Genomic DNA, 13,685 nt, shown 5'->3' with positions numbered 1-13,685 from the left:
AGAGGCCGGTCGGACGATAGGGCCGGTAGGCGGACGGCGGGTTAACAGCGGGCTGCGGAGGGACGAAGCGACCGGAATCACGGAACTCACTCCGGCTCCGGCCGATCCCGAAAGCCCTTTTATCCGTGTTAGTCACGGAAGCCAGTCGCGTAGTGAGGGAGATGATCTTGAGAAGGAGAGCCCGTCGTCGTGGACGCGGACCACGTTGGGCCCGCTGGTGCATCACCCTCGGTGCGTTGCTGGCGATCGCCGGCGGCGGCTCGGCGGCGGCGATCCAGGCGACCGTGGGCGCGGCGACCCGCTCGGTGGCGCAGCAGAGCCTGATCGGTGCGGCCGGCGACCAGGTCAGGCACGCGTCGGTCACCGGGGCGAAGAACGTGCTGCTGGTCGGCATCGACGCGCGCAAGGACGCGCTGCCCACCGCCGGCACCCGGTCGGACTCGATCATCCTGCTGCACATCGCGTCCGATCACGACTCGGGCTACATGATCTCGCTGCCCCGGGACAGCTACGTGCCGATCCCCGAGTACGACAACGGCGCGCAGAGATACGCGGGCGGCAAGAACAAGATCAACTCGGCGTTCTTCTTCGGCAGCCGGGGACTGACCGGGCCGGCGGCGCTGTCGCACGGCTTCGAGCTGCTCTCGCTGACCGTCAAGGAGCTGACCGGGATCACCCCGGACGCCGGCGCGATCATCGATTTCGCGGGCTTCCGCAACGTGGTGAACGTGCTCGGCAAGGTCTGCATGTACGTCGACGAGGACACCACCTCGATCCACGTCGGCACCGACAACGAGACCGGCAAGGCCGCGAAGCCGTACGTGATCAACAAGGACGGCACGCTGAAGTCGAAGATCAAGGGCGTGACCCCGAAGCTGTACAAGAAGGGCGATCACTGCTTCACCCCGGGCGAGGCGCTCGACTTCGTCCGCCAGCGCGACCTGCTGGCCAACAACGACTTCGACTACGGGCGGCAGCGTCACCAGCAGCAGTTCTTCAAGGCGATCATCAACCAGGCGGTGAAGGACGGGCTCTCCTCGCCGACGAAGCTGCCCGGCCTGATCAAGGCGATCGGCTCGACGATGACCGTCGACTCCGGCGGGATCTCGCTCGAGGACTGGGTCTTCGCGATGAAGGGGATCAACCCGAACGACCTGGTGACGATCAAGACGAACGAGGGGAAGTTCAACCCGGACAAGGTCGCGGGCATCGGCGACGTGGAGATCCTCAGCCCCGACAGCCTCGAGCTGCTCCAGGCGGCGAAGGACGACACGGTCGGACAATTCGCCGCGTCCCACCCGACCTGGGTGTCCAGGACGTGATCTCTTAACCGGGTGCGCGGCCTGCCGATATCCCCGGCATGCCGAGGCGCGCGTGGTCCTGGTGGCTCGCGCTGAGCGTGCCGGTGGCCCTGTGCTACCCATGGCTGCCCAGCGGGTCCCTCATCGCCGGGATCGGCTTCGAGGGCGTCGGCGCGATCGCCTGCCTGGTGATGATGGTGGCGATCCGCCGGCTGCGGCCGCCGAACCCGCGCATGTGGTGGCTGCTGGCGGCCGGCAACGCCGCGTCGGTGGTGGGCGACCTCGTGTACGACTATCTGCTCAACGTGGCGCACGTCGACGCGTACCCGAGCGTCGCCGACATCTTCTATCTGCTCTCCTACCCGGTGACGGTGGGCGGGCTCGGCCTGCTCGTGCGCGGTCGCACCCGGGGACGCGACCGCGTGGGGCTGGTCGACGCGGCGATCATCTCGACCGCGCTCGCGCTGCCCGCCTGGACGTTCGTGATCCGGCCGATCAGCGCGATGGACCATCAGGGCCTCGGTGACCAGCTCGTCTCCCTCGCGTACCCGATCTTCGATGTGCTTCTGGTCGTGATGACCGCCCGGCTGGTCATGACGCCGGGCGCGCGCCGGCTGCCGTTCGCGACGCTGATGCTGATCGTCGCGCAGGTGACCCGGCTGGTCTCCGACGTCGCGTTCAGCGCCACCTCGATCACCGGCGCCGACTTCCCCTGGCTGGACGGGGGCTGGATCCTCACCTACCTGCTCACCACGGCGGCGGTGCTGCACCCGTCGGCCGCGCGGATCGGCGAGCCGGGCCCGCACCGCGACGCCGGGGTGCTCTCCACGCCGCGGCTCACCCTGCTGGCGGCCGCGTCGCTGCTGGCGCCGGTGGTGCTGGCCGTGCAGGGCCTCCGGGACCGGCGCGAGATCGACTGGCTGGCCGTGGCGGCCGGGAGCACCGTCCTGTTCCTGCTGGTGGTGGCCCGGATGAAGCTGCTGCTCGACCGGGTGCAGGGGCAGGCGCGGCAGCTCGACCAGCTCGCTCATCTCGACGGGCTCACCGGCGTGCCGAACCGCCGGTCGTGGGACGAGGCGCTGTCCCGCGAGCTGGCCCGGGCCCGCCGCTCCGGCGAACCGGTGGTGGCCGGACTCCTCGACCTCGATTTCTTCAAGCGATTCAATGACGCGTACGGCCACCAGGCCGGTGATCTGCTGCTCAAGGAGGCGGCGGCCACGTGGCGAGCGCTGCTGCGCGATCCGGACGTGCTCGCCCGGTACGGCGGCGAGGAGTTCGGCGTGGTCATCGCCGGTCTGCCGGCCGAGGAGGCCCTCACCATCGTCTCCCGGTTGCGGCCGGCCACCCCGCGCGGCCAGACGTTCTCGGCCGGGCTCGCCGAGTGGGACGGCACGGAGCCGGCCGACGAGCTCGTCCGCCGCGCCGACGAGGCGCTGTACCAGGCGAAGGCGGCCGGCCGCGACCGCGTGCTCCTCGCCAAAAATGTCACTCTCGCGGGGTAGCGCCGTCGCACAGCGCTGTGGGTACGGTGAATCCGCACCCCCACCACCCGCCGTGAATGGGGAGGACCGTGGGCGGGTTACCGCTCCTGGACAAGGTCGCTCTCGGCGACCACGTCTGCTGGACTGTCGATGACGACGCCACCCGGCTGGAGGCGATCGCCGGGTTCGTGCGCGCGGGCCTCGAGGCCCGTCACCGGGTCGTCTACTGTGGCGACGACCCCGGGGACGTGCTCGCCGGGCTCGAGCGCCACGGGGTCGGCACCCGCGCCGCTCTCGACGACGGCCAGCTGCGCGTCATCACGCCCGAGTCGAGCTATCTCGCCGGTGGCGTCTTCGACCCGGAGGCCACCATGAAGCTCTGGCGCGCCGCGATCGACGAGGCCCGGGGGGTGGGCTACGCCGGCATCCGCGTGATCGGCGACATGACCTGGGCGAGCCGCAAGGTCCCCGGCGTCGAGCGCCTGCCGTGGTACGAGGCGCACGCCAACGCGATCTTCATGGAGGGCTACGTGGCCGGCGTGTGCGCGTACGATCGGCGCCGCTTCGACCCGCTGCACCTGCGGCGGCTCGGCTGGGCGCATCCGGGCGCCGCCGCCTTCCGGTCGCCGTTCGAGCCGGAGTCGTCGCTGCGCGCGCGGCGCACCCGCGACCCGTACGGCGTGCGGCTCGCCGGGGAGGTCGACCTGTCCAACCGGGACGCGCTGCGTGCCGTGATCGACCACCTCTTCGACCACGAGCCGGCCGCGACGATCGACGTCACCGAGCTCACGTTCGTCGACACCGCGGCGGCCCGCATCCTCGTCGACGCAGCCGCGCGCGGCCCGGTGCGGCTGGCCGGCATCTCGCCGTCGCTGCGCAAACTCCTCGAATTCCACGGCGCCTGCCGGATACCCGGCCTGGCGATGGAGTTCAGATGACCAGGTTCGATCATCCGGCGCTGCTCTATCGCGACACCGACGAATACCTCGCGACCACGGTGCCGTTCATCCGCACCGCGGTCGAGGCCGGCGATTCCGTTCTCGTCGCCGTCCCCGCGGGGAACCTGACACTCCTGCGCGGTGCGCTCGGCGGCGTCGGCGGCTGCGTCGAGTTCGCCGACATGGCCGAGAGCGGCCGCAACCCCGGGCGGATCCTGCCGGCGGTGCTGCTGCCGTTCGCCGAGGCGCACCGCGACCGGCACGTGTCGATCATCGGCGAGCCGGTCTGGCCGGGCCGCACCCCCTCCGAGCGGACGGCCTGCACGCAGCACGAGGCGCTGATCAATACGGCCTTCGAGGGGCGCGACGCGTCCGTGCTCTGCCCGTACGACACGGCCCGCCTCGACCGGGCGGTGGTCGCCGACGCGTGGCGCACCCACCCCACGATGATCGACGAGGGTTCCCGGATCGCCAGCGGCGAGTACGACGACCCGCTGCTCACGGCGGAAGCGGTCAACCTGCCGCTGCCACCGCCGGCCGGGGACGCCGTGTCGCTGCGCTATTCGGGGCTGGCCGACCTCGCCGTGGTACGGCGGTTCATCCGCCGGCGCGCGGCCGCGGTCCTGCCCGCCGAGCGGGTCGACGAGCTGGTGCTGGCCGTGCACGAGCTGGTGACCAACACCATCAGGCACGCCGGAGGCCCGGGCCTGGTCACGATCTGGGTCGAGGCGGGAGTGCTCGCCTGCCAGGTCGAGGACCGCGGTCACATCGCCGACCCGCTGGCCGGCCGCCGGCTGCCACCCCCGCTGAGCCCGTGCGGGCGCGGCCTGCTGCTCGTCAACCAGCTGTGCGACCTGGTGCGGATGCGCTCGGGTCCGGGCGGGACATGTGTGCGGGTGCATATGTGGGTGGCCGCGGATCGGTGAGCATCAGGCCCAGTGCCCAGGCGACGAGCGGTGCCGCGCAGAGGATCGCGAAGACGCCCTGCGGCCCGTAGTGCTGGGCGGCCAGGCCGAGCAGCGGCGCGAACAGGCCACCGATGCTCACGCCGAGGCCGAGCGTGACGCCGGCCGCCGTGCCCGGCCGGCCCGGCAGGTAGTCCTGGCCGAGCTTGACCAGCACCGCGAACGGGACGTTCAGCGCCGCCCCGGCCAGCGCGGCGAACACCAGCGGCGCGACCGTGCCGCCGGTCAGCCGCAGCGCGATCAGCAGCGGCACCGCGGCCAGCGCGCCCACCTGGACGGTGCGGACCGTGCCGATCCGGTCGGCGATCCGGCCGCCGGCCAGCGTGCCGGCGACCCCGCCGACGAGGAACACGGCGAGCGCCGCGCCGGCCAGGCCGCGCGAGGCGTGCAGGTGGCGGATCCAGTAGAGCTCGATGAACGTGTTGATCCCGAAGAACGCGGCCGAGCGCACGACCTCGACGCCGGTGAGCGCCAGGAACGGACGCCACTGGTCGGGGCCGGTTCTCCTCGCTTGTGAAAAAGAGCGGCGGCCGTGGTTGCGCAGCAGCACGAGGGCGATCAGCACGGCCGGCGGCAGGAACAGCGCGGTGGCCGGCACGCCCCACGCGACCAGGGCCGGAGTGGCCAGCACCGGGGCCAGGAAGAAGCCGACGCTGCCGCCGGCCGCGAAGATGCTCATCGCCGTGGTGCTCTCGCCGGCCACCTCGCGGGCCGCCTTGCCCGCCGCCGGGTGGAACATCGCCACGCCCAGGCCCGAGAGCAGGATCAACGTCCACACCAGGGGGTACGCGCCGGCGGCCAGGCCGGAGAGCCCGAGCCCGATGCCGGCCAGGGCGACACCGGCCGCGGCCAGCCAGCCGAGCCGGAACCGGTCCACCAGCACACCGACGAACGGCTGCGGCACCGAGCTGCCGAGGGCCGCGGCGAGGGTGAGGCCGGAGGCGGCCACGTAGCTGTAGCGGTGGTCGAGGACGAAGTAGGGCAGCGTCGCCGGGACGAGACCCTGGTACAGGTCGTCGACGGCGTGGGCGGTGCCCCACAGCCAGATCCTTTTGCTCATGCCCGCAGCCTTGCTTCTTTCCCGGGAGCGGGCTTCCGATATTCTGCCGGATTATGTCGGTAATCCGCCGAACCCTGGTCAGTCCCACCATCCGGCCGCTCGCACACCGCGAGCGGATCGAGTGGCACGACCATGCGGTGCACCAGCTCGCGTACCCCCTGCGTGGTGTCTTGGAGGTTTCGACCAGCCACGGGGCGTGGGTGGTGCCGCCGAATCGAGCGGTGTGGATCCCGGCCGGGGTCGCGCATTCGCATCGCGCGCACGGGCCGACCGAGCTGCGGTCCCTGATCTTCGACGTGCCGGTGAACCCCCTCGCCGCCTCGTCACCGACCGTGCTGGCGGTCAGCCCGCTGCTGCGCGAGGTGATCCGAGCGCTGTCCGGCGGCGGCGCGCTGACCGAGGAGCATCGGTACCACCTTTCGCGGGTGGTGTTGTGCGAGCTGCGGGCGGTCGAGGCGCTCCCGCTCTGCCTGCCGGCGCCCTCCGACCCGCGTTTGGTTGCTCTGTGTGACGCGCTCGCTCTCGACCCCGCCGATTCCCGTACGCTCCGGGAGCTCGGACGGCAGGTCGGGGCGGCCGAGCGCACGCTGTCGCGACTGTTCCGGGAGCAGACCGGTATCACGTTTCCGCAGTGGCGGGGGCAGTTGCGGCTGCATCACGCGCTCAAGCTGCTGGCCACCGGGCTGCCGGTCACGCGGGTGGCGGCGGATTGCGGGTATCGGAGTCCGAGCGCGTTCATCGAAGCTTTTCGCGCCTCGTACGGGACTACTCCGGGGCGTTACCTGGCGAGTTGAGGGTTTTGAGCCCGTCCACGACGAGCGTAAGCGCTTGCCCGATCTTTACGTCCTTATCGGATCTGCCGGGTGACAAGATCGCGCCGACCAGGGCGCCGACGAGGGCACCGGCGGCCGCGCCGGCTCTCGTGTCGTCCAGGCGGTCGGGGTAGCCGCGCCGCAGCCACTCGGCGATGAGCCGCTGGGCGGCGATCAGGCGCTCCATGGCCTGCGCGCGCAGCTCGGGGCGGGCCAGCATGACGGCCATCCGCCGGGTGTCGGCCAGGTCGTCCGAGGCGGCGAGGACCCGCTCGACGATCTGGTGCACGGCCGCGAGCGGGCTCTCCGGCCGCACCTCGCCGAACGCCTCGGCCATCGCCGCCAGCCGCGCGTCGGTGCCGGCGAACAGCACGTCCTCCTTGGCGCGGAAATACCCGAAGAACGTGCGCGTCGAGACGCCCGCCGCGGCGGCGATGTCGGCGACGGTCGTGCCGTCGTACCCCTTCTCGGCGAACAGGCGCGACGCGGCGCCGACGAGCGCGGCCCGCGTCCGTGCCTTCTTCTCCTCCCGCAGACCCATGGCGCTGATCTTACACTTCGATGTAAAGTTGCATCGTGATGCAAAAATCGGTGATCCGGGTCGAGGGACTCCGGGTGCGCTATCCGGGCGCCGCGCGTGACGCGGTGTCCGGCATCGGCTTCACGGTCGCCGCCGGCGAGGTGTTCGGCCTGCTCGGTCCCAACGGCGCCGGCAAGTCCACCACCCAGCGCGTGCTGACCGGCCAGCATCGCGCCTTCACCGGCGTCGCCGAGGTGCTCGGCGTGCCGGTCGCGGCGTGGGGCCGCTCGCTGTATTCGCGGATCGGCGTCGGGTTCGAGCTGCCGGCGTACTTTCCGAAGCTCACCGCCCGGGAGAACCTGGCCGCCTTCGCCGCGCTCCATCGTGGACCGGTCTCCTCGCCCGGCGCGGTCCTGGCGGCGGTCGGGCTCACCGAGGCGGCCGACCGGCGCGCGTCGGCCCTCTCCAAGGGCATGAAGATGCGGCTCAACCTGGCCCGCGCCATCCTGCACCGGCCGGACGTGCTGTTCCTCGACGAGCCGACCTCCGGTCTCGACCCGGCCAACGCCGCCGCGGTGCGGGCGGTGATCCGCGAGCAGGCCCGCGCCGGCCGCACGGTCTTCCTCACCACCCACGACATGCCGGCGGTCGAGGAGCTGTGCGGCCGGGTCGCCTTCATGCGCGACGGGGCGATCGTCGCCCTCGACAGCCCGCGCAACCTGCGCCTCGCGTACGGCCGCCGCTCGGTCGCGGTCGAGTACACATCGGACGGTGGCCTGAGCCGCGCCGAGTTCCCCGCGGCCGACGACCCCGGCCTGCTCGCGCTGCTCGCCTCCGGGCGGGTCCAGACTGTGCACACTCGCGAGGCCGCCCTCAGCGACGTCTTCATCGCGGTCACCCAGGACGTGGCGGCGTGACCGCGCACCTCGCCGTCGCCCCGTCGCGGCTCGCGGCCCTGTCCGCGCTGGAGTCGCGGATCCAGTGGCGGCAGGGCGTCCCGGTGGCGGTGCTCGGGCTCGCCGCCTGCTGGTCGGTCCTGCTCGCGCTGCTGCCCGGGGCGGTCGCCCGGGTCGCGAGTCCCTACCTGCTGTTCGTGGAGGTGATGACGGTCGGCACTCTGTTCGCCGGCGCGCTGACCGTCACCGAGCGGGCCACCGGCGCCTCCGCCGCGCTCGGTGTCACGCCGGCCCGGCCGTGGGAGCGTCTCGCCGCCCGGCTGGCTCCGCTCGGCGTGCTCACCGCGGCGAGCGCCGTGCCGGTCCTGGTCGCCGGTGGGCTGTCCGGCCGGCTCGGCGCCGCGCTGCCCGCGGTCGTCCTGTGCACCCTGCTCCTGCTGGCCGTCGCCGTGGGCGTCGCCGCGAGCCGGGACGAGTTCGTGGACTTCATGGTGGCGCTGGTCGTCCCGGTGGCGCTGCTCCTGGTGGTGCCGCTCGCGGTCTCGCTCGGCCTGCTGCCCGGCCCATGGTGGTACGCCGTGCCGACAACCGGGGTGCTGGCACTCCTACGCGGCGATTCCCTGTTCGCCGCCGGCCCGGTCGCCGCCTACGTGGCGTTGTGGGCCGTCCTCGCGGCGGGCTACGCCGTCCGGCGACTCCGGGCCGGGCACGAGGTCGCGCCGGGCCGATCCGGGTCGCGCGCGCGCCCGCTGCCGGAGCGCCCGCGCTGGCTGGTGTTTCCCCGCGCCGACCTCCGTAACATCACCCGCGACTCGATGCTGGCCGCGGTCGCGCTGAGCCCGCTGCTGCTGGCGCTGGCGCTGCGCCTGGGCTATCCACCCCTGGCCGCCTGGCTGCTCGACTCGCGCGGCCTCGACCTGGGCCCGTACGCGTCCGCGCTGGCAATACTCGCGGTGGCGGTCCACGTCCCGGTCTCGTTCGGCATGACGGCCGCGCTGATCGTCCTGGACGACCTCGAGGAGGGCACCCTGGCGGTCGTGCGGGTCTCCCCGCTGGGGGTGGCGCGCTACCTCGCCTACCGCCTGACGGCCGTCACCCTGCTGAGCGCGGTCGGCTTGGCGATCGCCGCCCCGCTCTCCGGCCTGGTGCCCGCCTCGGCCACCGCCGCGCTGCTGCTGCTGGCCGTGCCCCTGGGCCCGCTGGTCACGGTCGCCACGCTCGCCACGGCCCGCACCCGGGTCCAGGGCGTGACCGCCGACAAGCTGCTGGCGCTGCCGGTCTACCTCCCGGTCGCCGCCTGGTGGCTCACCGGCCCGGCCGCGCTCCTGCTGGCGCCGCTGCCCACGTATTGGATAGTCCGAAGCTGGTCCGGCCCCGACCCGGCCGGCCTGCTCGCCGGCCTGGTCTGTCTGGCCGCGTGGCTGATCCCCTTGACCCGCCGAGCCTTCCAGAGGCTCGCGTAGCGAACGTGGCGCCGGCCGCCCATGATCGCGAGACATCGGGGGACGTCGTTACGCACGGTCCGGCGGCGGGTGCGGCATCTCCTGGGGCCGACCGCCGGGCGAACGCGTATGCAGCCCGGTTTCCACGTCGCCCGTCTCGGATGGCTGCGTTGATGAACACCGTCTGTTATCGATAACAATTCGGCCTCTAGCAGCCTCGGCAACGATTAGGAATCAAGTTTCCTCAACATGTCGCCGACGTTGCCGGAACCGTTGACACGGTCGTTGTTAGCGTTCACACTCGACGCCACGCCGCTGCCCCCGATGAAGGAGTTAAGCGCAATGAGATTTTCCCGGATGGGGGCCGTGGCCTCCGCCGTCGTCCTTTCCGCCGCACTCGCGGCCTGTGGTTCCAGCGAGAAGACCGCTGACAAGCAGGCTTCCGGCGGTGACACCAAGGGCGCCCTGATCGGCGTCACGATGCCGACGAAGTCCTCCGAGCGGTGGATCTCCGACGGTGACAACCTGAAGAAGCAGCTCGAGGCATTGGGCTACCAGGTAGACCTTCAGTACGCCGAGAACGACATCCCGACGCAGACCCAGCAGCTGGACAACCAGATCACCAAGGGCGCCAAGCTGCTGATCATCGCGTCGATCGACGGCACCGCGATCACCACCCAGCTGGAGAACGCGAAGGCCAACAAGATTCCGGTCATCGCGTACGACCGCCTGATCCGCAACAGCCCGAACGTGGACTACTACGCCACCTTCGACAACGCGAAGGTCGGCGTGCAGCAGGCCACCTCGCTGCTGACCGGTCTGAAGGTTCTCAACGCCGATGGTTCGAAGGGCAGCGCGAAGGGCCCGTTCAACGTGGAGCTGTTCGCCGGCTCGCCGGACGACAACAACGCCACCTTCTTCTTCAACGGCGCGATGACGGTCCTGAAGCCGTACATCGACAGCGGCACGATCGTGGTGAAGAGCAAGCAGACCGACTTCAAGACCGTTGCGATCCTGCGGTGGGACCCGGCGACCGCCCAGAAGCGCATGGAGGACCTGCTGACCTCCACGTACAAGAGCGGCGCCAAGGTCGACGGCGTGCTGTCGCCCTACGACGGCCTGTCGATCGGCATCCTGTCCGCCCTGAAGAGCAATGGCTACGGCACGTCCGCCCAGAAGTACCCGGTCGTCACCGGCCAGGACGCCGAGCTCGCGAGCGTCAAGTCGATCATCGGCGGTGAGCAGTACTCGACGATCTACAAGGACACCCGCCAGCTGGCGAAGACCACCGTCGAGATGGCCGACGCCGTGCTCAAGGGCCAGACGCCGCAGACCAACAACACCACCGACTACGACAACGGCGTCAAGGTCGTTCCGTCGATGCTGCTGCAGTCGGTCATCGTCGACAAGACGAACTACAAGAAGGAACTCGTCGACACCGGCTACTACACCGAGGCTCAGCTCGGCTGATGTCGGACACCATTCTCTCGATGCGGGGCATCACCAAGACGTTCCCCGGGGTCAAGGCCCTGTCGGACGTGAACTTGGCGGTGCTCCGCGGCGAGATCCACGCGATCTGCGGGGAGAACGGCGCCGGGAAGTCCACCCTCATGAAGGTGCTTTCCGGCGTCTACCCGTACGGCGACTACGAGGGTGACATCACCTTCGAGGGTGAGCCCTGCCGGTTCGGCGGCATCCGCGACAGCGAGCACCGCGGCATCGTGATCATCCACCAGGAGCTGGCGCTCGCGTCCAACCTGTCGATCGCCGAGAACATCTTCCTCGGCAACGAGCAGGCGACGCGGGGCTTCATCGACTGGAACAAGACCAACGCGGCGGCGGCCGAACTGCTGCGCCGCGTCGGTCTGGACGAGAACCCGGTCACCCAGGTGCTCGACCTCGGCGTCGGCAAGCAGCAGCTGGTCGAGATCGCGAAGGCGCTCTCCAAGGAGGTGCGGCTGCTGATCCTCGACGAGCCGACCGCGGCGCTCAACGACGAGGACTCGGCGCACCTGCTCGACCTGCTGCGCGGCCTGCGCGAGGAGGGCATCACCTGCGTGATCATCTCGCACAAGCTGAACGAGGTCCTGGCGATCGCCGACACCGTGACGATCCTCCGCGACGGTAGGACCATTTCGACGACGCCGGTGTCCGACCTGACCGAGGACAAAATCATTTCGGGCATGGTCGGGCGGGACCTCAATCATCGGTTCCCGCCGCATTCGCCGTCCGTGGGCGAGGAGATCTTCCGGATCGAGGACTGGACCGTGCACAGCCCGACGCAGCACGGCCGGCTGCTGGTGGACAAGGCGTCGCTGACGCTGAATCGGGGCGAGATCGTCGGACTCGCCGGGCTGATGGGCGCCGGCCGGACCGAGCTGGCCATGAGCGTCTTCGGCCGCGCCTACGGCGCGAACATCAGCGGGAAGATCTTCAAGGACGGCAAGGAGATTCGCCTGCGGTCCGTGCGTGACGCGATCAGACACGGCATCGCGTACGCGACGGAGGACCGCAAGCGGTACGGCCTGAACCTGATCGAGGACATCAAGCGGAACATCTCCGCGGCGGCCCTCGGGCGGCTCGCGCGCGGGGGCTGGGTCGACGACAACGAGGAGTACCGGGTCGCCGACGGATACCGCACGTCGATGAACATCAAGGCGCCCAGCGTCTCGAGCATCGCCGGCAAGCTCTCCGGCGGCAACCAGCAGAAGGTCGTCCTGTCCAAATGGATCTTCACGGATCCGGACGTGCTGATCCTCGACGAGCCCACCCGCGGCATCGACGTCGGTGCCAAGTACGAGATCTACACGATCATCAATCGCCTCGCCGACCAGGGCAAGGCGGTGCTGGTCATCTCCAGCGAGCTGCCCGAGCTGCTCGGGTTGTGCGACCGCATCTACACGCTCTCGGCCGGGCGGATCACCGGTGTGGTGCCGCGCGCCGAGGCCACCCAGGAGGGCCTCATGACCCTCATGACCGCCGGACAGGAGGCAGGCAAGTGAGCCTCGCACCCACCAACGCCGACCTCGCTGTGGACACCTCCCCTTCGCCCGCGGAATCCGGCTCGAGCGGCCGCCGATTCTCGATCAACCTGCGGCAGAGCGGCATCTACATCGCGTTCGCGCTGATCGTGCTGCTGTTCACGATCCTGACCGGCGGTGACATGCTGGCGCCGCAGAACATCAGCAACATCATCGTGCAGAACTCGTACATCCTGATCCTCGCGATCGGCATGATCCTGGTGATCATCGCGGGCCACATCGACCTGTCGGTCGGCTCGATCGTGGCGGCGTGCGGCGCGGTGTCCGGCGTTCTGATGGTCGAACACCATATGGCCTGGCCGATCGCGCTGGTCATCACGCTGTTGTTCGGCGCGGTGATCGGGGCCTGGCAGGGCTACTGGGTCGCGTACTTCGGGATCCCGGCCTTCATCGTCACGCTCGCCGGCATGCTGTTGTTCCGCGCGATCACGCTCTCGATCCTCGGCAACCGCGGCATCGGGCCGTTCCCGGACGCGGTGCGCACGCTGTCCAACGGCTTCACCGACGGCTACCTCGGGAACGTCGGGCTCGGCGCCCTCGGCGGGGCCGACCTGTTCAGCCTGCTGATCGGGCTGGTCGCGGTGACCGGCCTGATCGTGACCCAGTGGCGCACGCGCGCCGGCCGGGCCCGCTACGGCCAGGCGGTCGAGCCGGTCTGGGTGTTCGTCGCCAAGATCGTGGTGGCGGCGGTCGTCATCATGTTCGTGATCGTGCAGCTGGCCCGGTTCCGGAACCTGCCGTGGGTGCTGGTGCTGCTGGCCGGGCTCGTGCTCGGCTACTCGCTGATGGCCAACAAGTCCGTCTTCGGCCGGCAGATCTACGCCGTCGGCGGCAACCTGCAGGCCGCGACGCTCTCCGGCGTGAGGGTCAAGTCGATCATCTTCTGGATCTTCGTGAACATGGGCGTGCTGTCGGCCCTGGCCGGCATCATCTTCGCCGGGCGGCTCAACCAGGCCAACCCGACCGCGGGCAACCAGTTCGAGCTGGACGCGATCGCGGCCGCCTTCATCGGCGGCGCGGCGGTCCAGGGCGGCGTCGGCAAGGTCGTGGGCGCCATCACCGGTGGCCTGATCATGGGTGTGATCAACAACGGCATGAGCCTGATCGGGGCGCCGTCCGAGCGGGTCATGCTGGTCAAGGGCGCGGTTCTGCTGGCGGCCGTGGCCTTCGACGTGTGGACCAAGCGGCGGGCGGGCGCGTCGCGCTGAATCCTGACGCCCGGGCCCTTT

The 13,685-nt window shown here is 70.5% G+C and carries 12 protein-coding genes; 10 read left to right on the top strand and 2 right to left on the bottom strand.

Going from position 1 to position 13,685, the window contains the following annotated elements; translation table 11 throughout:
- Positions 1-236: 236 nt before the first annotated feature.
- The 4 genes from A3CQ_RS0115490 to A3CQ_RS0115475 all read left to right on the top strand — a co-directional run bounded on the left by A3CQ_RS0115490 (position 237) and on the right by A3CQ_RS0115475 (position 4,646).
- Entirely contained in the window at positions 237-1,322 is a 1,086-nt protein-coding gene (locus A3CQ_RS0115490) for an LCP family protein (protein ID WP_020511851.1), read from the top strand.
- A 38-nt stretch (positions 1,323-1,360) separates the two neighbouring features.
- Positions 1,361-2,803, top strand: coding sequence for a GGDEF domain-containing protein (locus A3CQ_RS53005; protein ID WP_051115256.1), 1,443 nt, complete (start codon positions 1,361-1,363; stop codon positions 2,801-2,803).
- Between the two features lie 68 nt (positions 2,804-2,871).
- Complete coding sequence (locus A3CQ_RS0115480) at positions 2,872-3,720, top strand: MEDS and STAS domain-containing protein (protein WP_020511849.1); 849 nt, start codon at positions 2,872-2,874, stop codon at positions 3,718-3,720.
- On the top strand, positions 3,717-4,646 hold the full coding sequence (locus A3CQ_RS0115475) for an anti-sigma factor RsbA family regulatory protein (protein ID WP_020511848.1): 930 nt from the start codon (positions 3,717-3,719) through the stop codon (positions 4,644-4,646). Before A3CQ_RS0115480 ends, A3CQ_RS0115475 begins: the two co-directional genes overlap by 4 nt.
- Here the strand turns inward: A3CQ_RS0115475 and A3CQ_RS53000 are convergent.
- Positions 4,558-5,745: an MFS transporter gene (locus A3CQ_RS53000; RefSeq protein WP_020511847.1), complete on the bottom strand. Its 1,188-nt coding sequence runs from the start codon at positions 5,743-5,745 to the stop codon at positions 4,558-4,560. The two genes, A3CQ_RS0115475 and A3CQ_RS53000, sit on opposite strands and share 89 nt — an antisense overlap.
- 53 nt (positions 5,746-5,798) lie before the next feature.
- Between A3CQ_RS53000 and A3CQ_RS0115465 the strand changes: the two genes are divergently transcribed.
- The gene (locus A3CQ_RS0115465; RefSeq protein WP_020511846.1) at positions 5,799-6,539 is read left to right on the top strand and encodes an AraC family transcriptional regulator; all 741 of its coding nucleotides are present in this window, start codon (positions 5,799-5,801) and stop codon (positions 6,537-6,539) included.
- On the opposite strand, the gene A3CQ_RS0115460 is transcribed toward A3CQ_RS0115465, so the two are convergent.
- Positions 6,511-7,098 carry a TetR/AcrR family transcriptional regulator gene (locus A3CQ_RS0115460; protein ID WP_020511845.1) on the bottom strand — a complete coding sequence of 196 codons (588 nt, stop codon included), beginning with the start codon at positions 7,096-7,098 and terminating at the stop codon, positions 6,511-6,513. The genes A3CQ_RS0115465 and A3CQ_RS0115460 overlap by 29 nt on opposite strands.
- A 38-nt stretch (positions 7,099-7,136) precedes the next feature.
- On the opposite strand from A3CQ_RS0115460, the gene A3CQ_RS0115455 reads away from it, so the two are divergent.
- The 5 genes from A3CQ_RS0115455 (at position 7,137) to mmsB (ending at position 13,664) form a co-directional block, all read left to right on the top strand.
- Positions 7,137-7,994: an ABC transporter ATP-binding protein gene (locus tag A3CQ_RS0115455; RefSeq protein WP_020511844.1), complete on the top strand. Its 858-nt coding sequence runs from the start codon at positions 7,137-7,139 to the stop codon at positions 7,992-7,994.
- Positions 7,991-9,436, top strand: a complete 1,446-nt coding sequence (locus A3CQ_RS0115450; RefSeq protein WP_020511843.1) for a fluoroquinolone export ABC transporter permease subunit — start codon at positions 7,991-7,993, stop codon at positions 9,434-9,436. The genes A3CQ_RS0115455 and A3CQ_RS0115450 overlap by 4 nt, the downstream gene beginning before the upstream one ends.
- A 321-nt stretch (positions 9,437-9,757) precedes the next feature.
- The gene (gene chvE / locus A3CQ_RS0115445) at positions 9,758-10,885 is read left to right on the top strand and encodes a multiple monosaccharide ABC transporter substrate-binding protein (RefSeq protein ID WP_026205732.1); all 1,128 of its coding nucleotides are present in this window, start codon (positions 9,758-9,760) and stop codon (positions 10,883-10,885) included.
- Positions 10,885-12,417 carry a multiple monosaccharide ABC transporter ATP-binding protein gene (gene mmsA, locus A3CQ_RS0115440; protein WP_020511841.1) on the top strand — a complete coding sequence of 511 codons (1,533 nt, stop codon included), beginning with the start codon at positions 10,885-10,887 and terminating at the stop codon, positions 12,415-12,417. The genes chvE and mmsA overlap by 1 nt, the downstream gene beginning before the upstream one ends.
- Complete coding sequence (gene mmsB / locus A3CQ_RS0115435; protein ID WP_020511840.1) at positions 12,414-13,664, top strand: multiple monosaccharide ABC transporter permease; 1,251 nt, start codon at positions 12,414-12,416, stop codon at positions 13,662-13,664. Before mmsA ends, mmsB begins: the two co-directional genes overlap by 4 nt.
- Positions 13,665-13,685: the final 21 nt, after the last annotated feature.

This window comes from Paractinoplanes globisporus DSM 43857 (assembly GCF_000379645.1).
Taxonomy (GTDB): domain Bacteria; phylum Actinomycetota; class Actinomycetes; order Mycobacteriales; family Micromonosporaceae; genus Actinoplanes; species Actinoplanes globisporus.
Note: the sequence above shows the minus strand (reverse complement) of the source record. Positions and strands in the feature narration are given on the sequence as shown.